Source organism: Candidatus Poriferisodalis sp. (assembly GCF_965237655.1).
In the GTDB taxonomy this organism is placed as follows: domain Bacteria; phylum Actinomycetota; class Acidimicrobiia; order Acidimicrobiales; family Poriferisodalaceae; genus Poriferisodalis.
Genome location: NZ_CBDEGB010000002.1, coordinates 1,376,249 through 1,398,883, shown reverse-complemented (window position 1 = coordinate 1,398,883; position 22,635 = coordinate 1,376,249). Strand labels below are relative to the sequence as shown.

The following is a 22,635-nucleotide window of genomic DNA, read 5'->3' as shown; positions in this document are numbered from 1 at the left end:
CCGGATCGACGCACCTGAGGGGACAGCTGGGCCCGTCACACACGCCTTCCAGTCAGGAGTGCACGGATTACCGACGCGCACACGCGGCGCGCCTAACGTGGCGCGGGATAGGTCAGGGGGGACTTATGAGCGACGACGCAGCCAACGGCTCTGCTGCGAGCGACGAGATCATCCGCCTCAACGAGGTGTACAAGATCTTCGGACCGCAGCCGAGAGGCCGTCCGTTCGAGTTGGCCCGTTCTGGCGTGCCTAAGAACGAGGTACAACGGCTCTCGGGCCACGTCGTCGGGCTCAGCAATGTGAGCTTCTCGATCAACCGAGGTGAGATCTTCGTCGTGATGGGCCTGTCAGGTTCGGGCAAGTCGACCGCCATCCGGACGGTGAACAAACTGCATGACATCACCTACGGCGAAGTACTTGTGGACGGCGTCGATGTTCAAAAACTCGACGGCACCGACTTGCAAGCGTTTCGGCGGGAGAAGATGGGCATGGTCTTCCAGCACTTCGCCCTCTTCCCGCACCGCAATGTGCTTGACAACGTCGGCTATGGACTCAAGGTGCAAAAGGTCGACCGTTCCAACCGGAACGAGGCGGCCATGCGGGCACTGTCGCTGGTGGGCCTCGCTGCGTTTGCCGAACATCGGCCCGCCCAGCTCTCAGGCGGCATGCAGCAACGTGTGGGCCTCGCACGGGCGCTGGCGTCAGACCCGGACATCCTCCTCATGGATGAGGCGTTCAGCGCTCTCGACCCGCTCATTCGACGCCAGATGCAGGACGAGCTGATGGAGATCCAGGACAAAGTGCACAAGACGATCCTGTTCATCACTCACGACCTCAATGAAGCCCTGCGCATCGGCGACCGGGTCTGCATCATGAAAGACGGCGCGGTCGTGCAGATCGGCACGCCCGAGGAAATCCTCACCGAACCAGCGACGGGCTACGTGGCCGAGTTCGTGCAGGACGTCGACCAAGGGCGCGTGATCAAAGTGGTCGAGGTGATGTCGGAGCCACGCCCGATTCCCTCCGACATGTCGCTCAGCGATGCACTCACGCTGTTGGACGACATCGCTGGGCGGTTCTGCTGCGATGCATCCGGCAGACCGGTCGCGCTGTTGACAGCAGCCGACGGCCTGCGCGCCCGCAGCATGGGCAGCAATGATCTCGCCAAGGCACTGCGGTCCGATTTCGACCAGTGCAACCCTGACGCCACGCTCAACGAACTCTATGCATCAGCGGGCCGCGGTCTCTCCATTGCCGTCGTCGACGACGACGACGGCAAGCTCATCGGCAATCTGGATCCCCGCCTGATCATGGAGGAGATGGGCAGAGTCGAGCAGCTCATAGAAGGCTTCGAGCGGGAGGTGTTCATGTGAGCGCCGCCGCGCTGCTCGCCCAGGCAGACGCCGAGGAGGTTCAAGAAACCGGCCACTTCATTGACAAGTTCATCGACACCGTCACCAGTCCCGAGGCCGGTGACCGCGTCGCCGACTGGCTCACAACTGGCGTGGAATGGGCGGTGGCCGCAGCGCTGTTCGCTGTGCCGGCATTGTTGATCTTCGGAGGGATACGGGGCCGTCGCTACGCGATCGGTGCTGGCGGACTGCTCGGATTGATCGCGGTGTGGTGGTACCGCAGCCGACCTGACGTGGTCGTGGCCTCGGGCACCCGCACGTTCATCGAGGACGGGCAGACATTTGAGTGCCGCGACGCGGTGATTGACGCACAGGGCAATCTCGTGGAGTGCGGCTCCGGCTTGATCGCACAGGTGCGGCAGAACACGGTGCTGGACCAGTGGCATATACCTGTGGGCGACTGGGTGGAGCAGGTCGTGTTCTGGGTGGATAACAACATGGAAGCCACCTTGGGCGTCATCGAGTGGCCATTCGCCAAACTGCTCAACGTCATCGTGGACCAATGGCTGCTCAAGCTGTCGTGGCTCACCGTGTGCCTGGCGGTGTTCTTGCTGGGCTGGCTGGTGCGCAACTTCCAAGTCGGCGCCATGGCGTTCATCGGATTGCTCATCTGCGGGCTGCTGGGCGAGGCCTACTGGCGTCAGACCGCGCTCACCATCGGCTTCATCAGCGTGGCGGTGCTGCTGTGCGTGATCGTCGGCATCCCAATCGGCGTGCTGTGCGGGCGGGTGGACAGCGCTTGGAAAGTGGTCCGGCCCGTGCTCGATGCCATGCAGGTCGTCCACTCCTTTGTGTACATGCTGCCCTTCATCTTCTTCTTCGGCATCGGGTTCGTCTCCGCCACGATGGTGACGATGACCTTTGCCCTGCCGCCGCTGATTCGGCTGACCAATTTGGGCATCCGACAAGTGCCCGAGGACGTGGTGGAGGCGTCGAGGGCCTACGGCGCACCCGAATGGCGGGTGTTGACCGATGTGCAGCTGCCGCTGGCCCGCCCCGCAATCATGACGGGTCTGAACCAGACGCTGCTGTTGGCGATCTCCATGCTGGGCATCGCGGCGATCATGGGCGCTGGCGGCTTAGGTCGGCTGCTGTTCACGGCTATCTCAAACCTCGACATCGCTCTTGCAGGCTCGGCCGGTCTGGCCTTCTTTCTGGTGGCCGTGGTACTGGACAGGCTGAGCCAGCCAGAGTCGAGCGATTCGGGCAACTTGCTCAGTCGCATCACTCAAGCTTGGGCCAACCGGCGCACACCGGAGAAGCTGCTGGTGCAACAGGCCGAGGCCGAAAGCAGCGACGCAGCCAGAAAGCTGGCGGCACAACCCGAAGCACCCGAGGAATCGTTCGTGCCCGCAGGTCGCCCCGAGCGTGCCGCTGCAGTCGTGACGGCTGTCGGCTCGCTCGTGACGCTGGTCGCACTGGCGTTGCCGTGGAACATCGATGCCGGACTCGTCTCGGCCTATGCCCGCAGCACCGACGCGGACCTCCGGACCGAGCAGTGCTCGGGCGACTGGATCGACGTGCAGTCACTCAACCCGTTGGCAGAGGCCGGCAGCAATCGCGTGTGTGACGGCTCCGAATCATTGCTCTCCAACAGCTTCAACGGCGTGTCGGCCTCGGGCGGCTCATGGTTCGGCATCTTCATCGCCATAGCGGCCGCTGTGGCCTTTGTCGCCGCCTACAACACCCTGTTTCGGCGTGGCCGCGGTTCTGGCTGGTTCACCGCGCACGGTGCTGCGGCGTTCTCGCTGGCGTCGCTGGCCACCGCGGCGGTGTACCTGTTGGCGAACCCGCCGGACAGGGTCGAGATCTACAGCGCCGGCATCGGCGTCTATGTCGCCGTCGCGGGAGCGCTGCTGGCGACCGGCGGCGCCTTTACATGGTTGTGGCGGGCGCCAATGGCTGCTCGCAGGCCGCTGCCGGCAACGGTGGCGTGGGGCCGGCTGCTGGGCGCCGCGTTCGCCGTGTTGCTGCTGGTGGGCGGCGGCTACGCAGGTTGGAGCTTCGACACTCGGACCGAATCGGTGATCAGCGATGAGCTGCGCGCTGAGCTCGATGCCATCGCCGCCGAAGGCGAAGCTGCGGCTGCAGCAGCTGTGGCTGCCGATGCAGCCGCAGATGAAGCATTTGAGGCTGGGGATGTCGTTGCCGAACAAGAGCAACGTCGAGTGGAGAACCAAGCGCTGGCGCTGGCGGGGATCAGGGCCGCCGATATCACCGCGAAGATCGCGTTGGCAAAACGCACCGGCGACATCATCCACGACGGCTTTGAATCCGAGGGCGCTGGGCTGGGCATCTGGACATTCATCGCAGGCCTCGCCGCCCTCGGGCTCTCGTTGCCGGCAATCGGACTGCTGGGCATCGACGAGAGCCTCCGGTACCGCTGGAGCACGCTGGTGGCAGGAATCGGCTTGGGCATAGCCATCATCCCGCTGGCATGGATCCTGACCATCGCCCGCGTCGCAGACACCAACTTGGTCTCTGGCGTCGGATCGGTCTTCGTGATGGCCGCTGGTGTGACCCTGTTTGCCGCGTCACGGGGAACCCTGTCAGAGTTCGAGCGGAACAAGATCTACGGCGATATCCCCGCCAACACTGGCTAGTTGCTGAGGCGAGCCGTGCAAAGTAATCCGAACATGTATGCGCGGTCTAGGGTTTAGGGCGCGCAGGCACCCGACTACGCTGCCATTCAAGGAGCCTTCGTCGATCCGGGCGAACGGCGCCGCACATGCGTGGTCGCAACACGGTGCGCCGCGTGACGCAACCTGTCGCAGATCAGGGAGGATCTCCGAAATGAAAACGAAACGATTGACCAAGCTGCTGTTGTTACTAGCAGCGTTCGCGCTATTCGCTGCCGCGTGCGGCGGTGATGACGACGACGATGCCACTGCCACTGCCACTGCGGAAACAGAGGCACCCGCCGCCACCGAAGCCATGGTCGAAGAAGAGCCGATGGAAGAGGCGATGTCGATGACGCCTGGCGATGGCGTCTCGGTGACGATGGGCCGCGCCGATTGGTCCACCGGCTACTTCCAGGCCGAGCTGTACCGGCAGCTGCTCACCGAGCTTGGCTACACGGTGTCAGATCCCGCCGAACTCGAGCTAGGGCCCAACAACGGCTACGTGGCGATGGCCGCTGGCGACATGGACTTCTGGGTCAATAGCTGGTACCCAGGCCACAAGGCATGGCTGGCGGGCGAACTGCCCGACGGCTCGCTGGTTGGCGACCACCTAACTGTGCTGGGTGAGGAGATGATCGCCGGGGGGCTTCAGGGCTTCCTGGTGACCAAGTCCTTCGCCGACGAATTCGGTGTCTACACGCTGGACGCTCTGAACAGCAATGCTGACGCGCTTGCAGCGTTCGATGCAACCGACCCGGTGCCCGGCAACGGCATTGCCGACATCTTCGGCTGCCCCGAGTCGTGGACCTGCGACAACATCATTACCGCGCAGATCGCCTTCTCGGGCTGGGAGAACATCACACAGACGATCGCCGGCTATGACGCCATGTTCGTCCAAGCTGTGGATAACGCCAATGCTGGCATCCCGATGGTGGCCTACACCTGGACGCCTTCGGCGTACATCACCGAGTTGCGCCCCGGCGACAACGTCTACTGGATTGGTGTTGAAACCGTCCTTGACGACTCGAACCCCACGGGCATCGAGGGCGGCGAGGAATACGACCAGACCGGCGACGGCACAGGCGGCTACGCAGCCATCGGCGCCGACCAGTGCCCGGCAGCCGCGGACAACGCCGACGGGCTGTGCCCGATCGGATGGATCGCAGCCGACATCCTGGCGACCGCCAACAACGACTTCATCGACGCCAACCCTGCAGCCAAGGCGCTGCTCGAGGCGGTCAAGCTGTCGGTGATCGAGGTCTCGCTGGCCAACGTCGACCAAGACGCCGGCGCCGCACCCGGCGATTTGGCCACTGCGTGGATCGCTGAGAACCGCGCCACGGTCGACGCCTGGCTCGAAGCGGCACGCGCAGCTGCGTAGACAACTCAACGCAGCCGTCGCCCCTCAGGGCTGACGGCGCAGGCGCACAACAGAGGGTGCCGGACTCCGGTCCGGCACCCTCTGCGCGTTCGGGCGATTCTCAGTCTTCGAGTTCGGGCAGCGCCGACGGAGCGTTCGTTGCGGTCACCCGGGCCAGACCACCGTCCACCACGAGCGTCTCGCCGGTGACGTAACGGGAAGCATCGGACGCGAAGAACAGCACGACGTCGGCGATGTCGTCGCCGAAGCCCCAGCGCTTGAGCGCTACCTGGCCGGCAAGGTCCGCTATCAGGCCTGGCACGTTGTTGCGTGCCTCTTCCCAGATGGCCGTCGCGATCAGACCGGGTGCAATCGAGTTCACCCTGATGCCGTCAGGGCCCCAATCCGCGGCGAGCGCCCGGGTCATGGCGTCAACGGCGCCCTTGGTGCCGGCATAGGCGACACGGCCAAGCGGACCGTGCACGCCGGCCACCGAGCTGATGTTGATGACCGAACCGCCGCCCCGAGCGATCATCGACGGTGCCAGGCCGGTGCTCAGCATCACCAGGGACCGCACGTTGATCGAGAACACCAGGTCGAAGTCTGCTTCGGTGAGCTGTGCGGGCGTGCGCCGCATGGGAATGCCCGCATTGTTGACAAGCACATCCACGCCGTCGACCTCGTTGAGGATGCGACGAGCCAAGTCGGTGCCTGCGCCTGCCGGTGCAAGATCGGCGGTCAGTGCGACCGGGTCATGGCGCAGCTCGGCCGCCACGCGATCGAGATCCGCAGTGGTCCGGCCGGTCAGAACCACCCGGGCACCGGCGGCGTCCAGCGCTCGGGCGCTGGCTTCGCCAATGCCACGGCTCGCCCCGGTGACCACCGCCACCTTGCCGTCAAGCCGGTGATCGGTGCTGGGAGAGCTTTCTGTGTTGGCTGCGGGAGTCATGCGCGCAAGCTAACGCGCCGCGACCGCTGCGGAGGAGGCAGTGCCTATCCGCTCATGCTCTCGGTCCGCTCAGGGAGTGTGCTCGGCCAGGAATGCGGCGAATTGCTTCATCGCAGCAGCCCGCCCGCTTCCGTCCATCCAGTCCTCGATCAGTGTCGAGTTCGGCGCGACATCGTGAACGATTCGCGACGATGACTCTGGGTGATACAGGTCGTTGCCGAGCAGCACCAGAAGCGGCGTCTGCACGGAGGCCACGAAGTCCCGGTCCACGTTGAACAGGAAGTTGTCGCCGTCGTACATGTTCGACCGGAACTGGTTCCAAGCCGCCTCGTCAACGTCGGGATGCGCATCGCGGATGGCAGCTGCCCAGTCGTCGAACATGTCATAGAAGGCGTGACGGTTCTCGTCGAGCCCGATGGTCTGGAACAGCGTGGCGCTGGCAACCCGTTCAGACGCTGCTCCGATCAGCCCCATGATGTAGGGGCCGCCGATGCACATTCCTGCCAAGTGGAACTGCTCGCAGCCGAGATGATCCATGAGCGCCAGCTGGTCTGCGGTGTAGGTCGCCCAACCGTCTTCCGCCGAGATCGGGGCAGTCGAACGGCCGGCATTTCGTTGGTCCATTGCGATGACCCGGTACTGGTCGGCCAGCTGAGTGATCGGATTCCAAGGGGTCGATTCCCAGAACGAAGCTGCCGAACGCATCCCGCCTGGGGCTATGAGCAACAGCGGGAAGCCGGAGCCGTACTCGTCGTAGTGGATGTCCACGGAGCCGCGTGTGAAGTTCGCCATGACGTAAGTCTGCCCGCAGCACAGCGGCGCTGGCAGCGGCAACGGCTACCCGATCGCTGAGACAATCCACAGCCAGGCCAGTAATGTGCCCCGGCGATGCTGCGGCTGACCACCTCCGACGGCGAGCATGCCGTGCTGCACGACCTCGGCGGGCACGGGGTACCGCTGCTGATGACTCATGGCAATGGCCTCAACGCCGGCATGTGGGCGACGGTGGTGCCACATCTGCGCGACACGTTCCACTGCTGGGGACTTGACTTCCGCGGCCACGGCGCTTCGCGGCCGCAGCATGACAGCATGTCGGTCAAGCGACCGCGCTTCGTCGACGAGGTACTGGCCGCAGTCAACGCCTTGGGCGGCGAGCCGATGCTGGCAGTCGGTCACTCCTTGGGGGCAGCCAGTCTCCTGCTCGCCGAGCTGCGCCAGCCGGGCACTTACCGGGGGCTGTATCTCTACGAACCGGTGCTCGTGTCCGAGGGCTTTCCGATGCCTGATTCCGATCACGAGCTTGTGGTGGCGTCACGGCGGCGCCGTATTCGCTTCGCGACCGTCGACGAGGCGTACGAGCGCTTCGTCTCGAAACCCCCGTTCTCGCGCTGTGAGCCCGAGGCGGTGCGGGCATACGTCGAAATCGGCACGTACCCCTCAGGCGACGATGCCGTCCGGCTGTCGTGCTCAGGTGATACCGAGGCCCGCATCTACGAGGCCGGCGTGCCCATCGACTACAGCGATTTCGCCACAGTGACATGCCCGACGGTGGTGGCTCGTGGCGATTCGATTGCCCAGTGGAACCGGATCCCGCCCCAAGTGGCACAGCCCATCGCCGAAGCTCTCGGCAATGGGCGCCTCGAGGCGTTCGCCGAGCTCAGCCACTTCGGCCCCATGGAAAACGGCGAACGGGTGGCAAAGGCCATCCGCGCTCACCTCGAACCGCTCGTCGCGGCGTAGCCGCGAGCAGCAAGCACAGGCGGCGTAGCCGCGACTGCCTCAATTCTGTGCAGAAATGCCGCCACAGACGGCAAAATTGCACACAGAAAGCGTGACAGACGCTTCCCGAGTGGCGAAACGGCCTCTTAGGCAGCTGCGGGGAGCGCGTCTGGATCGAGCCCGTAGAGCTTGATGACGTTGCTCCAGACCATCTGTTCGGTTTCGTCGTCGGGAACGCCCGAGAGAATCTCGTCGAGGATCGGCCGCGAGTTCGGCCAGATCGAGTCGTGGTGGGGATAGTCGTTGCCCCACAGCAAGTTGGTGACGCCGATCGAGTGCCGGGTGGCGATGCCTTCGGTGTCGTCTTCGAAGGTGACCCAGAAGTTCCGGTCGAAGTACTCCGACGGCTTCATGGTGAGCTCGTCGGACACGTCCCACGGGGTGCGGTACGCAGCGTGGTCAAGACGCTGCTTGAAGTGGCCCACCCAGCCGGTCTCGTACTCGGCGCACACGAAGCGCAGTTCGGGGAATCGCTCGACAACACCACCGCAAATGAGGTCGATCATCGTGTTGGCGATGGTCGTGTGAGCGAGCGTGTAGCCCTTGAGGTGGCCGCCTGGTGTGCCCCAATGCTCGGGCATCCCGCCCTCGAGGCTTGACCCCGTGAAGATGTGCATGGTGAGCGGCACGCCGAATTCCTGGGCGCGGGCCCAGAACGGGTCGAAATCGGGGTGGCAGTACGGCTTGGCGGGATCGATGTGAGCGGGGATGGCAAACCCGCGCACGCCGAGCTCGGCCGAGCGATCGATCTCTGCGATTGCCCGCTCCACGTCTGGCAACGGCAGGCAGCCGACGCCGATGAGGCGGTTGCGGTCCACCGAGCAATAGTTGAGCACCCAGTCGTTGTGGTTCCGGAATGCAGCGTCACGCACTTCGTCGTCACCGATGGCGAAGGTGAACATCGACAGGCTGGGGTACATGACCTCGCCCACGATCCCGTCCTGAGCCTGCTCGTTGAGGCGCGCCGTCGGATCCATCACGCCGGGATTGAAGCCGTCGTAGCCCTTCTCGATGCGAGCGTGGGTAGCCGGGTCCGAGAGGCTGGCGCCCGCGATTCCCAGCCGGCCTACTGGCACTGGTCGGATGCCGCCTGGCAGAACCAACCAGGTGCCGGGCTTGTCGTTGTAGTCCTTGCTGATGAACGGTGCCCGGTCGCCGAACCGGTCGGTCAGCCCTGCGTAGATCTCGGCCGCCTCGACCACGTGCGAGTCACACGAGTAGTAGCGCATCGCTCTCCCCCATCGGCGCTGCCGCGCCTGGTCGCCAATTCGAGGCCAACAGTACCAGCGGCCCGCGATCTGCTCCTGCGAGGCGGCGCAGGCGCTCGTTGTGCAATCGTGTCGCCATGCGTGCATTGGAAGTGCAGTCCCTGACCGGCCCCGACGGCGTCGCTGTCGTCGACGCTCCTGAACCGGAGGCCGATCCCGACGGCGCGTCGGTGATCGTCGACATCGTCTGCGGCGGGGTGTCGTTCCCCGACCTGCTGCAGAGCCAAGGGCTCTACCAGTACCGGCCCGATCCGCCCTTCCGGCCAGGAATCGAGGCGTCGGGCGTCGTGCGTTCAGCGCCCGTCGAGTCGGGCTTCGCCGCCGGCGACCGCGTCTGCGTGTGGTCGAACGGTTGCCTCGCCGAAGTCGTGGCCTCCCGGCCCCGCGACCTGTTCGCGCTGCCTTCGGAGCTGTCATTCGCGCAAGGCGCTGCGCTGGTCATGAACTACCAGACGGCAGTGTTCTGCATGATCGACCGGGCCGGCCTGCGCGAGGGCGAATCCGTGCTGGTACTGGGCGCCTCTGGCGGTGTGGGCACATCGGGCATTCAGGTCGCCAAGGCGGTCGGTGCAGGACCGGTCATCGGTCTGGTCTCGACTGAAGCGAAGGGCGAGATCGCCACGGCCGCTGGCGCTGACCATGTCGTGCTCATCAGCGAAACCTGGAAGGACGAAGTGCGTGAGCTGAGCGGCGGACATGGGGTTGACATGACCTACGACCCCGTGGGAGGCGACCGTTTCCTGGACGGGATCCGGGCTCTGGCACGCTTTGGCCGGCTGGTCGTGGTGGGCTTCGCTGCCGGTGAGATCCCGACGGTCAAGGTGAACCGGCTGCTGTTGCGCAACGTGAGCCTGATCGGTGCCGCCTGGGGCGAAGCTGTGGCGGCTGACCCGACGATCCCGGCCCGTATCCATGAACGGTTGCTCGACATGATCGCCACGGGCGCCGTGCGGCCGCCGATCGGGCAGGTGCTGCCCTTGTCCGAAGCGGCCGAGGCCTACCGGCTGCTGGATGAACGCGAAGCCGTCGGCAAGGTGCTCGTGCGCATGCGCCCCGACCCGGCCTAGCTCACAGGCGCCAATCAGTCCCGGTCGGCTGCGAGGTTGCGGGCGAGCAACACCATCGTGACAGCCACGTAAACCGCGTCCTCGCCCACGTTGTGGCCTCCGGGGCCTTTGCTGCGCGCGTGTGCCTGTTCTTCGCTCTCGACCGTGACGAGGCCGAAGCCGATCGGGATGCCTGTTTCAAGCTGAACAGCCATCACGCCCTGCGCGGCGCCTTCGCTGACTAGCTCGTAGTGAGTGGTCTCGCCGCGGATGACCGCTCCGATCGTCACGATCGCGTCGATACGACCGGAGTTGGCCAGCATCTGTGCCGCCAGCGGGATTTCGAAGCACCCAGGCACGGTCACTTCGGTTACCTCGGTGACAGCTCATCGAGGCCCCGCTGGACGCCGTCCGACGCTCGACGATTTCGGGATTCCAGATTGCTCGCACGATGCCGACACGGAGTCCGGCACCAGCTCGGGGGCGGCCTGCCGGCCCGCTGGTCGCCACTCGTGACCCCCAGCTCATCGAGGCCCCGCTGGACGCCGTCCGACAACCGCTCGACGATTTCGGGATTCCAGATTGCTCGCACGATGCCGACACGGAGTCCGGCACCAGCTCCTGGGGGCGGCCTGCCGGCCCGCTGGTCGCCACTCGCACGCCTGCACGGTACCCCGCAGCTACTAGCGGCGACCGAATGCGGCTCGCCTACGCTGGGTCGATGGCAGGCGCACGCGCGCGGCTCGCAGCCGACATCGGCGGGACCTTCACCGACATCGCGCTGGAGGTCGACGGTGGCCGAGGCGCGCATCCAGCGCTGCACACGGTGAAGGTACTGACCACGCCAGAGTCGCCCGCCGATGCCGTGCTCACCGGTGTCGAGGCCGTCCTGAGCGAGGCGGGTGTCACACCCGCGGAGGTGGGCGTGTTCATCCACGGCACCACGCTCGCCACCAACGCACTCATCGAGCGCCGCGGCGCACGCACGGCGCTGCTGACGACCCAAGGCATTCGCGACTCGGTCGAGATGGCTCACGAGAACCGGTTCGAGCAATACGACCTGTACATGCGCCGGCCCGAACCGCTCGTGCCGCGGCACCGGCGTATCGGCATCCCCGAACGACTGGCTGCCGACGGGAGCGTGCTGCTGGCGTTGGACGAGAATGCTGTCCGGGCCGCTGCCGAATCGCTGGCAGCCGATGGCGTCAGCAGCGTGGCGGTCGGCTACCTGCATTCGTATCTCGACTCCCGCCACGAGGAACGCACCGCGGAGATCCTGGCGGAGTGCTGGCCAGAGGCGAGCGTCACCCTGTCCAGCGAGGTCTGCCCCGAGATCCGCGAGTACGAACGCTTCTCCACAGCGTGCGCCAACGCCTACATCGCACCGCTCATGCGGCGCTACCTGACCGACCTGGATGAGCGGCTGGCAGCGCTGGGCCTGGGCTGCGAGCTCTTCCTGATGACCTCCGGCGGCGGGCTGGGAACGCTCGCCGAGGCATTGCGCTTCCCGGTGCGGCTTATTGAGAGCGGACCGGCAGGCGGCGCTATCCTCGCGTCGGAAATAGCCTGGGGCCTCGACTGCGAGCGGGCGCTCAGCTTCGATATGGGCGGCACCACCGCAAAGCTGTGCATCGTCGAGTCCGGCCATCCCCGCACGAACCGCGAATTCGAGATCGGCCGCGAGTACCGGTTCCTGGCGGGCAGCGGATTGCCGCTGCGCCTGCCGGTGATCGAGATGGTCGAGATCGGCGCCGGGGGCGGCTCGATCGCAAGCCTGGACGCACTTGGCCGCATCACCGTCGGTCCTGCCAGTGCCGGATCAGAACCGGGGCCCGCGGCCTACGGACGCGGCGGGACCGAACCCACCGTGACCGACGCGGACGCCGTGCTGGGCAGGCTGCTGGGCGAACGCTTCGCTGGCGGCACGCTCAGGTTCGACCCCGACGCTTCTGCCAAGGCACTCACTGCTGCGTTGGCTGAACCGGCTGGACTGCAGACGACGGTCGCTGCGATCGGCATCACCGAGGTCGTCGACGAGAACATGTCCAACGCCGGACGTGTCCACGCAGCCGATCAGGGCTGCGATATCAGCAGCGGCACGCTGATCGCCTTCGGCGGTGCCGCCCCGCTGCACGCTGCCCGGGTGGCCGCCAAGCTCGGCATCGATGACATCGTGGTGCCGGCCGGGGCGGGCGTGGGTTCGGCGATCGGCTTCCTGCGGGCCCCGGTGTCCCACGAATCGGTCCGCACACGCCATGCCCGCGTCAGCGAGCTGACTGCGACGAGCCTGGCAGAACTGCTGGGCGACATGGCCGACGAAGCCAACGCGATCGTGCGGGCTGCTGCGCCCGACGCCGAGACCACCACGCACGTGCGCGCTCTCATGCGTTACCGGGGCCAAGGCCACGAGATCACGGTCGAGGTCGACGCCGCCGCGCTGCTGTTCGAGGACGTGGCCAACCCCAGTGACGCCGAACTGCGCAGCCAGCTGCGGACGGCCTTCACCAAGGCCTACCAGCAGCTGTACACCCGCCACATCGGCAACCTCGAGATCGAGGTGCTCAGCTGGCTGCTGGAGGTCCGCACGCCACAAGCCGAGGCCATGTCGCTGCACCCCGAGGTCACTGCTGAACCGGTCGCCTCGGCGACAACCACGCTCGTCACCGACACCGACACCGGTCTAGCCGTCGCCCATGGCGTCTACGAGCGGGATGCGCTGCGAGCAGGCGACTGGCTGGTCGGACCTGCACTGATCACCGAGGATCAGACCACCACGGTGGTGCCGGAGGGATTCGTGTCGACGGTCACTTCGGGTGGACATCTGCGGATCACCATCGGTTCGACATCGAATGGCACTCGCCGGCTGGGCGAAGCTGCAACGGCTTCTGAAGGCACAAGCCGAGCCGTCGGAGCGGCCCCTCTCGACGCCGTGCGGCTGGCAGTGCAGTGGAACCGCCTCATCTCGGTCACCGAGGAACAGGCGCGAGCTCTGGTCCGTGCTGCATTCAGCACGTCAACTCGCGAAGCAGGCGACCTGTCTGCAGGGATCTTCGACCCGCAGGGCCGGATGCTCGCGCAGTCGGTCACCGGCACACCGGGCCACGTCAACTCCATGGCGTACTCGGTCCTGCACTTCCTGGACCGCTTTCCCGCTTCGGAGATGCGCCCGGGCGACATCTTCCTCACGAACGATCCCTGGAAGGGCACCGGCCACCTCTTCGACATCGTGGTGGTCACGCCGGCGTTCCGCAACGGCGAGCTGGTGGCGCTGTTCGCCTGCACCAGCCACGTCGTGGACATCGGCGGGGCCGGCTTCACCACCGATTCGAAAGAGGTGTACCACGAGGGCCTGTACCTGCCGATCCTGAAGTTCGCCACCGACGGCGTCTTCGATCCCACCGTGGTGGCGATCATCGAGGCCAATGTGCGCGATCCCGTACAGGTCATCGGCGACATCCACTCGCTGGCCGCCTGCAACGAGACCGGTGCGGCCCGTTTGATCTCGATGATGAACGAGTACGGCATGGCCGACCTTGACGAACTGGCCGAACACATCATCTCGTCGTCGCACCGGGCAATGCTCGACGCCATCGGCGAGCTGCCCGGAGGCACTTGGAACTCGACCATGCGGGTCGACGGCATGGAGGAACCCATTGACATCGTCTGCTCCCTGACGGTTGCCGGCGACGGCATCGAGGTGGACTTCGCCGGCACAGGACCCCAGTCGGGCTGGGGCATCAACGTGCCGATGGCCTACACCGATGCCTATACGTCTTTCGGCGTGCGATGCATCATCGGACCTGACATCCCGAACAACACAGGGTCATTGGATGCGGTTCGGGTCCGAGCTCCTGAGGGTTGCATTCTCAATGCACCCCATCCGGCGGCAGTGAACGTGCGCCACGTCATGGGTCAACTGCTCCCCGACGCCGTGTTCGGCTGCCTGAGCCAGGTTGTGCCCGAACGGGTGCCCGCCGAGGGCACGTCATCGCTGTGGAACTTGCTCGGCACCGGCGTGTGGCAGCCCGACACCGGAGTCGGCGCAACAATTCGCTCCCAGGCGGCGGTGGGACGCTCCGGTGATGAATCCGACCGACTGAAGCTCGAGCGCTACATCCTCATGAGCTTCCATTCCGGTGGTGCAGGCGCCCGCCCGAGAGCCGATGGGCTGTCAGCCACGGCGTTCCCCAGCGGAGTGCGCAACATGCCCGTGGAGGTGAACGAAATCGGCTCACCGCTGGTGTTCTGGCGCAAGGAGTTCCGCACCGATTCCGGCGGGTCGGGCAAGTACCGGGGCGGGCTGGGCCAGGTGATCGAACTCGAGAACCGCCAGGGGCGGGACTTCGCGATCAGCGCCACGTACGAGCGGACGGTGTATCCAGCCCGGGGCCGCCATGGCGGTGGGCCAGGCGCGCTGGGCCGCCTGTCGCTCGACGACGGCACTGAGGTGCGTGCCAAGGGCCGCTCGGTGATCCCCGGCGACCGCCGCCTGATCGTGGAGTTCCCCGGTGGAGGTGGCTTCGGTGACCCCGCAGACCGCAGCCCGGAGGCCATGGCGCGTGACCTGCAGCTGGAATTCGTTTCCTCCCAGCCGGATGCGCCGCGATAATTCCCGCAGGTGGCGCCATGTCAGGCCCGCGACCGACGATCACGCTGTGAGGCAGCTCTTCATGAACCCATCAACGGCAACCGTCACGGCCGACCCAGATACCCGCAACGACGAGGCTCGCCACCGAAGCGCCGAGGAGCTGGAGGCTGCGGTTTGGAACATTCGCGATGCACCAGCAAGTTCCGGCACGATCCAGCTCATCGTCCGCCGTCCCGCTGAAGATGCCCGCGAGGTGCTGAGCGAGGCCCGCATCAATGCTGACGAGGGCATCGAGGGTGACACCTGGAACCAGCGTGGGACCTCGCTGTCGGCCGACGGGGGTCCGCACCCCAACAAGCAGATCACGATCATGAATTCCCGCGCCGCAGCAGCGGTCATCGGGCCGATCGAACGCTGGCCGCTGGCAGGAGACCAGATCTATGCGGACCTCGACATCGGCCACGAAGCGCTTCCGGCAGGCACGCAGCTGTCTGTCGGCGATGCGGTGCTTGAAGTCGCCGTCGAGCCGCACACCGGCTGCGCCAAGTACGCAGCACGCTTCGGTCGCGAGGCGCTGAGGTTTGTGAACACCGGTGAAGGACGTGATCTGCGCCTGCGCGGCGTCAACTGCCGAGTCATCCGACCCGGCACGGTCCGCGTGGGCGACTCCGTCAGCGAGGTCTGACGCTCAAACCATCGCAGCTATGCCCTCCGCGATCATCGTCGACCAGGCACGAAATGTTGGGGTGCGTGTCACATCTCCTTGTTACCGTCTCGTGCCATGAAGTTCATTCACACAGCCGACTGGCAGCTCGGGATGACTCGTCACTTTCTGAGCGGCGAGGCCCAGCCGCGATTCACCGAGTCTCGAGTCGATGCCATCCGGAGAATCGGCCAGCTTGCAACCGACGAGGGCTGCGAATTCGTCGTGGTGTGCGGAGATGTATTCGAGTCGAACCAGATCGACCGCAAAGTGCTCGCTCGAGCGCTCGATGCCATGGCCACCACCCCGAGCGTGACGTTTTACCTTCTGCCCGGCAATCACGACCCTCTGGATGCCGCTTCTATCTTCAGTTCGAACACGTTCCGCGAACGGCCACTGCCGAACGTCATCGTGTTGGAGGACTCGGCGCCGATTCGGGTAGCTGAAGGCGTCGAATTGGTGGCCGCGCCCTGGACGTCCAAGCGTCCGCTTCGTGACCTGGTGGATCAGGCATGCGCGGTCGCGGAGCCATCTGCGGCACTCCGCATCATCACCGGCCATGGCGCCCTCGACAGCCGCTCGCCCGATGCTGCCAATCCAGCGCTCATTTCGCTTGAGCGATTGGAAGAGCGCGTTGAGGCCGGGCAAATCAACTATGTCGCGCTCGGCGACCGACACTCCACTACGGACGAGGGCACGAGCGGTCGCATTTGGTACTCAGGTGCCCCCGAACCGACCGACTACGACGAGACGGATCCAGGCAACGTGCTCGTCGTTGAGCTTAGGCCGGAACGCGTCGAAGTAACACCGCGCAAAATCGGCACATGGTCCTTCCAGCAGCACGAATCTCACCTGACATCGGATGCCGACATCGACTCGCTGGAACAGTGGCTCAACGCCCTCGAAGACAAGCAACGGACTGTCGTCAAACTGTCATTAGTCGGTCAGGTCTCGCTTGCCCAAAAGGGGCGCCTCGACCGATTGCTCGATCACTTCGCCGACTTGTTTGCGGCCCTCGAGACGTGGGAGCGACGCTCCGATCTCGTCGTCGTACCAGATGAGATCGAGGTAGCGGACCTCGGGCTCTCGGGCTTCGCGAACGACGCGCTGGGAGACCTGCAAGAACTCGCGCTGGCCAGTGACGCGTTCGACGACGAGTCGAGGGCCGTCGCAGCGCAGGACGCGATGGCTCTCCTGTACCGACTCGTGGGATCTGCACAGTGAGAATCCACCGCATCAAGCTTGTGAACTTCCGCGGCGTCGAGAGCGCCGAAGTGACATTCGACATCCAGGGCACGACAGTGATCGAGGGCGACAACGAAGTCGGCAAATCCAGCGTCGTTGAAGGCTTCGGCTTGCTCCTCGACAAGCGGTTCCCGGACCGGTCGGGTCACCGCCGTGTCAAGTCGGTCAAGCCTGTCCATAGGGACGCAGGACCCATGGTCGAAGCCGAAATCTCATCGGGCCAATACCGCTTCGTATTCCACAAGCAGTGGGGGCGGGGGCGGAAAACCTTGCTCGACATTTTGGCGCCCCGACGCGAACAGCTCACTGGGGACGAAGCCCATGAGCGAGTCCAACTCATACTCGACGAGACGCTCGATCGCTCACTGTGGGAAGCCCTCAGCGTCCAGCAAGGGACCAAGCTCTCGCTCCCTTCCTTCGGAGTGCCGGACCTCGGAGCGGCTCTCGATGCCGCTGCGGGCGACAGCTACACAGACGGGCGAAACGAAGGCTTGTGGGAATCGATCGTTTCCGAGCGCAATGAGTACTGGACGGCAACCGGGCGACCACGGCCGAATCTCAGCGAGTCCAGGCAGGGAGTCGAACAGGCTCGCAACAACGCCGATTCACTCAAGGAGAAGCTCGACGAGGTCGAAGCCGACGCCGACCTGGCTGCCCGGATAGCGGCCGACGAGACCCGTTTGGCAGATGCCTGCGCCGAGTACGAGTCGGTTCGCGAGGATTGCCAATCGCAGATGGAAGCGGCACAAGGGTTGGAAGCCGTTGTTGGGAGTCGGAAGGTCGAACTTGACCGTGCCGAAGCAGAACGCGACCGGGCGCGGACTGAGTCACGAGTCCGCTCCGATCTCATCGACGACCTCGCAAGTCGCGCAAAAGACGTGCAGGACTTGAATGCGCGGGCCGAGCAGTCCTCACCGGCTCTCGCCGCAGCGCGACGTCACCACGATGAGGCCCTCGCGGCGCGCGATGCCGCTCGCACGCTGCACGAAGCGACACAGGAGGCGAGTACCCTGGCCGACCGCGATCGCGAGCACCTTCGCCAGATCATCGAAGCGCGACAACTCGGTGAGCGTCGCGACCGTGTCGTCGAGGCCCAAGCCGCTCTTGACCGCTCAAGCGCAGCGCTGGAGGCCATCCGACTCGACGATGATGACGTCTCGCAGATCGAGTCTGCACATCTCGCAGTGATCTCGGCCGAAGCGGCTGCCCGGACCGGCTCGGCGTTAGTGACGACGACAGCTCTCAGCGATATCGAAGTCGCCATCGACGGCGCTCCGGCTGCGCTTGAGATCGGCGACGAACGAGTCACGCCGGTGTCGGATTCGGTAGAGATCGTCGTTCCTGACTCAGTGAAGCTAGTTGTTGCAGCCGCCGAGGATTCACGGCAGCTCACCCGCAGGCTCTCCGACGCAAGAGCCGAACTCCGCAGGCGGTGTGCACAGGTTGATGTCGCTGGCGTCGAAGAAGCGCGCACCGTCCTCGAACGTCGCAACTCTGCCGTGCGCGAACAAGACGAAGCGTCGGCAGCAATTGAGCGTGATCTTCAGGACCTCACACCAGACTCTCTGGTCAGCAAAGCTGAACGGCTCTCGGCACGCGTGGCCGGCTACGAAGCTGAGCGCGCTTCAACTCCCCCGATGCCAGCCAACTACGACGACGCCACACGCTTGGCTCTCGACCTGTGCGAATCGTTGGCCGAGCACAAGTCCCAGCACGACCAGTGTATGCGAGCCCTCGACAGCGCGGCTCGCGCTCTGCACGACCAGCAAGTTGCTCATGCAGTGCTGAGCGCTCAGATGACCGACGCGCAAGCCCGGCGCGACCGTACGGAAGAAACCCTGAATGCGGCACGAACTGAACAGCCGGACGCAGACCTCACTGCGGATCTCGTGTCCGCCGAAGCTGCTGTGCGAGGGGCTCGATCGGCGTGGGAGAAGGCCCGCGCCGAGTTCGATGCTGCCGATATGGATGCACTGAAGAGCCGTCTGGAGAATGCACAGGCTGCGGCTCGGCGAGCTGAGGTCGAACTGCAGTCCAATCGTGAGCGTCTGCGCGGCCTGCGGGTCAGCCTTGATGTGCGCGGTGAATCGGGGCTGCAGACTCAGCACCAAGCCGCCATCAGCGCGCTCGACTGGTGCTCCAGGGAGAGCGAGGCGCTCGAACGCCGGGCTCAAGCCGCGAAGCTCCTGTACGACACCTTTGGACGAAGGCGCGTCGAGGCCCAGCAGCGGTACGTCGGACCATTCAAGGAGCGCATAGAGCAGTTCGGGCACATCGTCTACAACGAGTCCTTCGAGGTCGAGATCAGCGACGATCTGTCGGTGTCGCGGCGCACGCTCGACGACGTCACACTCGATGTCGATCAGCTCAGCACTGGTGCGCAGGAGCAGCTTGGGATTATTGCCCGTTTGGCGTGCGCTGCCATCGTGAGCCCCGATGGTGGTGGCGCGCCCGTAATTCTCGACGACGCGCTCGGCTGGAGCGACCCCTCCCGCCTGCAACGTATGGGCGCCGCAATCGCGGCAGCCGGACGACACTGCCAGGTGATTGTTCTCACGTGCACGCCGGGGCGCTACGCGCATGTCGGCAACGCAACCGTCGTCAACCTGCCGTCCTGATCGCATTGTGAGCACGGCAGAAACATGATAATTAGCTAAGTTTGTGGACTAAGCTAATCTCTGGACCATCTAAGAGGAGCATTCGATGACGGAGACCGTCAACGTGCACGAAGCAAAAACACACCTGTCGAAGCTTCTTGGTCGGGTAGAAGCGGGCGAGGAGATCATCCTTGCGCGAGCCGGCAAGCCGTGTGCCCGCCTCGTGCCATACGAGCAGAAACAAGCGAGGCGTCGAATTGGCCTGCTCCGCGGCCTCGAAGTGCCGCCCGAGTTCTTCGATCCCCTCCCCGACGACGAGCTCGCTGAGTGGGAGGGAGAGTGAACGAACTCCTGCTCGACACCCATGCCCTGCTATGGTGCCTAGCAGACGACCCGGCGCTCTCTGCGACGGCCCGGACTGCTGTCTTGGACCCTGAGGCGAGAATTGTCGTGAGTGCCGCGAGCGCCTGGGAGATTTCGACCAAGCATCGCCTCGGCCGGCTTGACGGGCTTAGAACAATCGCGTCGCGACTCGATCAGCTGATCTTGGCAGCCGACTACAACCACCTGCACATCACGTTCGCGCACGCCCAGCGCGCCGGTGCCTACGCATCAGCGCACAAGGATCCCTTCGACCGAATGCTTGCGGCGCAGGCTGAGATCGAATCGTTGACGCTGGTGACCGCTGACCGGTCATTTGCGGAGTTCCCCGTAGCCACACTGTGGTGACGCGACGCAGTTAGCCCTGATTATTCACGAGAATGCCTGTTCAGGGTTTATGGGTTGTGTTTTGGTGTGTCGGGCGGGTTTGTCGGCTTGACGGGACCCGGTGGGTGTTGTTTGGTGCCGCTGGGGTGGTCGCAGGGCCGGTGTTGGACCCTGACATGGGTGTGTGGGCGCGACGGGTCGGCCGCCGCGTGAGCGGCGCTGTTGGCGGCTGGGGGTGCGGGGTGCTCAGTTGGGGTGCTGGGCGGCGAGCAGGCTTCGGGTGCCGGGGTGTGCGGTGGGGAGCCGCAGCCAGGTGCGTCGGCCGGTTTCGCATACGAGCGCGGGCAGGTGCCACAGCTGCCAGCGGAGCCGTTTGGGTGCCGCGCGTTTGAGCGGTCCGGCAAGGCGCTGTGTCTGGAACCAGTGCACGAGCGCGGCGCTGATCATGCACAGCGCTGCCCATGCACAGTTGGCGTCCCAGGCTGTGAAGGGCATGCGGGCCAGTCCGCTGTCTTTGAGGCGGGCTATGGCGTCCTCGACGTCGGCGTGCTTGCGCATGAGACGGTCGAGCCGGGCGGGGCTGCCCGCAGCGTCGGTGAGGAATCCCCAGTAGCGGAAGTTCTCGGACGCGAACAGGCTGCGCTGCGCGCCCGGATGCAAGGGCTCGCGTCGGATGATCAGCCGTGTCCGCGCTGGCCAGCCCGACAGGTCCACCAGGTCGGTGAGCTCGGCGACGTGCGCTTTGGGATGCCGCTGTTTGGGGTTCGGCACCCCCGGCGTCCACCGCCCTGGGTCGCAGCGGGCCGCAGCGATCGCGGCGTCGATGCCTGCTGTGGCCCGGGCGGACATGAAAAACGTCACGTTGCGGCCCCTGCACGCCGCGGCGATACGCGCCGAACAGCCTCCTGAGTCCAAGCGCAGCACCATCTCGCGTCCTGCGAGCGCCAGATCGTCGCCTGCCCGATGGCCTGCCGCGTCAGCGTCGGGCAGCACCGATATCGCAGCGTCGAGCACCTCGACGTGATCGGCGATGCTGTTCGCGGCCGCGTTGCCCGGGCGCAGCTTCGCCCACAACGGCTCCCCGTCCGCGGTCGAGCAGATCATCGGGTGGAACCCGTACCCGCCCTTGAAATGCGCCGCCGCACCCGCCTTGTTGGGCGAGTGGACCTCCACCAGCGTCGAGTCGATGTCGACCACCAACGGACCCGAACCGCGGCGCTGGGACCACACTCGCTCACGCGCCTCGGCCGCGGCTGCCCACAGCCCGCCCAGCGCCGAGGCGTCGATGCCCCGCAGCGCCCGATACAGCGTCGAGTCCGACCCCACCGCCCCGAACAGCTCCCGCTGAGACCGCAGATGCTCGATATCTGTGCACGCCTCACCGCCGCCGGCGAGCACCAACAGCAAATGCGTCAACAGCCGGCCCCGGTCATGGACCGGGGCGCGCTCGCCGCGGCGCGGCACCGCCGCCGACAGCGCCTCGGTCAGCCCGACCCGGTCCGCGAAACCGCCCAAAGCGAACAGCCCCGCACCCCACACCACCCGATCCCCGCCGCCTGCCAGACGCGCGTTTGTCACACTGCTAAGTTTCACCTCGGAGATGCCCCCCTGAACTGCCGACCGCGTGCCTCGACAACACGCATCGTCGCAGATCAGAGGGGCTTTTCCGCGGACTCACACACCCAAGCCCACCAGACTCATGAAAAATCAGGGTTAGGTGTGATGGTGACGCCGGGTTCAGGTCAGCGGGGCGGTGGCGGGAACCTGTGACGGACGGTCGAAGACCTCGTCAAGCAGGGGGCGGAACTCCTCAGGCGGCAGGTTGGGGTAGTTCGGGTCGAAACAGTTCTGGTCGTAGTTCTGACCGAAGTCCACACAGGCGTCGTAGTGCGGAGAGTCCCGGTACTGCTCGCGGGCGTCGCGGTCACCGCCGAGGTGGTGGAAGTAGTAATAGCCCTGAAACAGACCGTGGTGCGCCACCACCCAGTGCGTGCGCTCGTCGACGTAGGGCTGCAACAGCGCCGCCGACGCAGCACTGTGATTCTCCGGGGCGAACGCATCGCCGACGTCATGCAACAGGGCCGCCACCACCAGATCGCTCGATTCGCCGTTGCGCAACGCCCGGCTGGCCGACTGCAGCGAGTGGTCGTATCGATCGATCTGATAGCCCAGCGTGGGGCCGCGCAGGCACTGCAAGATGTTCAGCAGGTTGTCGACCAACCCCGACCGGGTGTGTGCATAGTGCTGCCGGTCCAAGAACGCGTAGTCCTCAGCCGTGCCGTGCTCCATCGCAGTCCACGGCACAATGCGAGCACCCTCGTCCTCGACGCTGTGATCGACCATCGCTCCCTCCGCTGGT

16 protein-coding genes and 1 pseudogene are annotated in these 22,635 nt (G+C 65.4%); 11 read left to right on the top strand and 6 right to left on the bottom strand.

Going from position 1 to position 22,635, the window contains the following annotated elements; all coding sequences use genetic code 11:
* Window positions 1-125: 125 nt before the first annotated feature.
* The 3 genes from ACPXYO_RS14535 to ACPXYO_RS14525 all read left to right on the top strand — a co-directional run bounded on the left by ACPXYO_RS14535 (window position 126) and on the right by ACPXYO_RS14525 (window position 5,414).
* Entirely contained in the window at window positions 126-1,373 is a 1,248-nt protein-coding gene (locus tag ACPXYO_RS14535) for a quaternary amine ABC transporter ATP-binding protein (RefSeq protein WP_423921916.1), read from the top strand.
* Window positions 1,370-4,015, top strand: coding sequence for an ABC transporter permease (locus ACPXYO_RS14530; protein WP_423921913.1), 2,646 nt, complete (start codon window positions 1,370-1,372; stop codon window positions 4,013-4,015). Before ACPXYO_RS14535 ends, ACPXYO_RS14530 begins: the two co-directional genes overlap by 4 nt.
* A 190-nt stretch (window positions 4,016-4,205) precedes the next feature.
* Window positions 4,206-5,414, top strand: a complete 1,209-nt coding sequence (locus ACPXYO_RS14525) for a glycine betaine ABC transporter substrate-binding protein (RefSeq protein ID WP_423921910.1) — start codon at window positions 4,206-4,208, stop codon at window positions 5,412-5,414.
* Between the two features lie 100 nt (window positions 5,415-5,514).
* Here ACPXYO_RS14525 and ACPXYO_RS14520 read toward each other — a convergent pair whose 3' ends face one another.
* A complete protein-coding gene (locus tag ACPXYO_RS14520) occupies window positions 5,515-6,342 on the bottom strand; it encodes an SDR family NAD(P)-dependent oxidoreductase (RefSeq protein WP_423921908.1) in 828 nt (275 codons plus the stop codon).
* Between the two features lie 69 nt (window positions 6,343-6,411).
* The gene (locus tag ACPXYO_RS14515; RefSeq protein ID WP_423921906.1) at window positions 6,412-7,134 is read right to left on the bottom strand and encodes an alpha/beta fold hydrolase; all 723 of its coding nucleotides are present in this window, start codon (window positions 7,132-7,134) and stop codon (window positions 6,412-6,414) included.
* A 96-nt stretch (window positions 7,135-7,230) separates the two neighbouring features.
* On the opposite strand from ACPXYO_RS14515, the gene ACPXYO_RS14510 reads away from it, so the two are divergent.
* Complete coding sequence (locus ACPXYO_RS14510) at window positions 7,231-8,082, top strand: alpha/beta fold hydrolase (RefSeq protein ID WP_423921903.1); 852 nt, start codon at window positions 7,231-7,233, stop codon at window positions 8,080-8,082.
* Between the two features lie 125 nt (window positions 8,083-8,207).
* Here the strand turns inward: ACPXYO_RS14510 and ACPXYO_RS14505 are convergent, their stop codons facing one another.
* Window positions 8,208-9,350 carry an amidohydrolase family protein gene (locus tag ACPXYO_RS14505; protein WP_423921900.1) on the bottom strand — a complete coding sequence of 381 codons (1,143 nt, stop codon included), beginning with the start codon at window positions 9,348-9,350 and terminating at the stop codon, window positions 8,208-8,210.
* 116 nt (window positions 9,351-9,466) lie between these two features.
* Between ACPXYO_RS14505 and ACPXYO_RS14500 the strand changes: the two genes are divergently transcribed.
* Window positions 9,467-10,456, top strand: coding sequence for an NADPH:quinone oxidoreductase family protein (locus tag ACPXYO_RS14500; RefSeq protein ID WP_423921897.1), 990 nt, complete (start codon window positions 9,467-9,469; stop codon window positions 10,454-10,456).
* A gap of 14 nt (window positions 10,457-10,470) precedes the next feature.
* Here the strand turns inward: ACPXYO_RS14500 and ribH are convergent.
* Window positions 10,471-10,803 (bottom strand): annotated as a pseudogene (gene ribH / locus ACPXYO_RS14495) (6,7-dimethyl-8-ribityllumazine synthase); the annotation flags it as partial.
* A gap of 353 nt (window positions 10,804-11,156) precedes the next feature.
* Between ribH and ACPXYO_RS14490 the strand changes: the two are divergent.
* From ACPXYO_RS14490 to ACPXYO_RS14465, 6 genes are all read left to right on the top strand, one after another.
* Window positions 11,157-15,044, top strand: a complete 3,888-nt coding sequence (locus tag ACPXYO_RS14490) for a hydantoinase B/oxoprolinase family protein (protein ID WP_423921894.1) — start codon at window positions 11,157-11,159, stop codon at window positions 15,042-15,044.
* A gap of 61 nt (window positions 15,045-15,105) precedes the next feature.
* The gene (locus ACPXYO_RS14485) at window positions 15,106-15,708 is read left to right on the top strand and encodes an MOSC domain-containing protein (protein WP_423921891.1); all 603 of its coding nucleotides are present in this window, start codon (window positions 15,106-15,108) and stop codon (window positions 15,706-15,708) included.
* Between the two features lie 96 nt (window positions 15,709-15,804).
* Entirely contained in the window at window positions 15,805-16,950 is a 1,146-nt protein-coding gene (locus tag ACPXYO_RS14480; protein WP_423921888.1) for a metallophosphoesterase family protein, read from the top strand.
* Window positions 16,947-19,589, top strand: coding sequence for an AAA family ATPase (locus ACPXYO_RS14475; protein ID WP_423921886.1), 2,643 nt, complete (start codon window positions 16,947-16,949; stop codon window positions 19,587-19,589). The genes ACPXYO_RS14480 and ACPXYO_RS14475 overlap by 4 nt, the downstream gene beginning before the upstream one ends.
* A gap of 85 nt (window positions 19,590-19,674) precedes the next feature.
* A complete protein-coding gene (locus ACPXYO_RS14470; protein WP_423921883.1) occupies window positions 19,675-19,911 on the top strand; it encodes a type II toxin-antitoxin system Phd/YefM family antitoxin in 237 nt (78 codons plus the stop codon).
* Window positions 19,908-20,297 carry a type II toxin-antitoxin system VapC family toxin gene (locus ACPXYO_RS14465; RefSeq protein WP_423921879.1) on the top strand — a complete coding sequence of 130 codons (390 nt, stop codon included), beginning with the start codon at window positions 19,908-19,910 and terminating at the stop codon, window positions 20,295-20,297. The genes ACPXYO_RS14470 and ACPXYO_RS14465 overlap by 4 nt, the downstream gene beginning before the upstream one ends.
* A 225-nt stretch (window positions 20,298-20,522) precedes the next feature.
* On the opposite strand, the gene ACPXYO_RS14460 is transcribed toward ACPXYO_RS14465, so the two are convergent.
* Window positions 20,523-21,854 (bottom strand): IS1380 family transposase, encoded by a 1,332-nt coding sequence (locus ACPXYO_RS14460; RefSeq protein WP_423921859.1) that lies wholly within the window; start codon window positions 21,852-21,854, stop codon window positions 20,523-20,525.
* Window positions 21,855-22,013: 159 nt separating this feature from the next.
* Window positions 22,014-22,619, bottom strand: coding sequence for an HD domain-containing protein (locus ACPXYO_RS14455; RefSeq protein ID WP_423921876.1), 606 nt, complete (start codon window positions 22,617-22,619; stop codon window positions 22,014-22,016).
* Window positions 22,620-22,635: the final 16 nt, after the last annotated feature.

Coding starts and splice junctions, on each gene's coding strand:
- ACPXYO_RS14535 (WP_423921916.1), top strand. CDS start 126: ATGAGCGACGACGCAGCCAACGGCTCTGCTGCGAGCGACGAGATCATC.
- ACPXYO_RS14525 (WP_423921910.1), top strand. CDS start 4,206: ATGAAAACGAAACGATTGACCAAGCTGCTGTTGTTACTAGCAGCGTTC.
- ACPXYO_RS14520 (WP_423921908.1), bottom strand. CDS start 6,342: ATGACTCCCGCAGCCAACACAGAAAGCTCTCCCAGCACCGATCACCGG.
- ACPXYO_RS14515 (WP_423921906.1), bottom strand. CDS start 7,134: ATGGCGAACTTCACACGCGGCTCCGTGGACATCCACTACGACGAGTAC.
- ACPXYO_RS14510 (WP_423921903.1), top strand. CDS start 7,231: ATGCTGCGGCTGACCACCTCCGACGGCGAGCATGCCGTGCTGCACGAC.
- ACPXYO_RS14505 (WP_423921900.1), bottom strand. CDS start 9,350: ATGCGCTACTACTCGTGTGACTCGCACGTGGTCGAGGCGGCCGAGATC.
- ACPXYO_RS14500 (WP_423921897.1), top strand. CDS start 9,467: ATGCGTGCATTGGAAGTGCAGTCCCTGACCGGCCCCGACGGCGTCGCT.
- ACPXYO_RS14490 (WP_423921894.1), top strand. CDS start 11,157: ATGGCAGGCGCACGCGCGCGGCTCGCAGCCGACATCGGCGGGACCTTC.
- ACPXYO_RS14485 (WP_423921891.1), top strand. CDS start 15,106: ATGAACCCATCAACGGCAACCGTCACGGCCGACCCAGATACCCGCAAC.
- ACPXYO_RS14480 (WP_423921888.1), top strand. CDS start 15,805: ATGAAGTTCATTCACACAGCCGACTGGCAGCTCGGGATGACTCGTCAC.
- ACPXYO_RS14470 (WP_423921883.1), top strand. CDS start 19,675: ATGACGGAGACCGTCAACGTGCACGAAGCAAAAACACACCTGTCGAAG.
- ACPXYO_RS14455 (WP_423921876.1), bottom strand. CDS start 22,619: ATGGTCGATCACAGCGTCGAGGACGAGGGTGCTCGCATTGTGCCGTGG.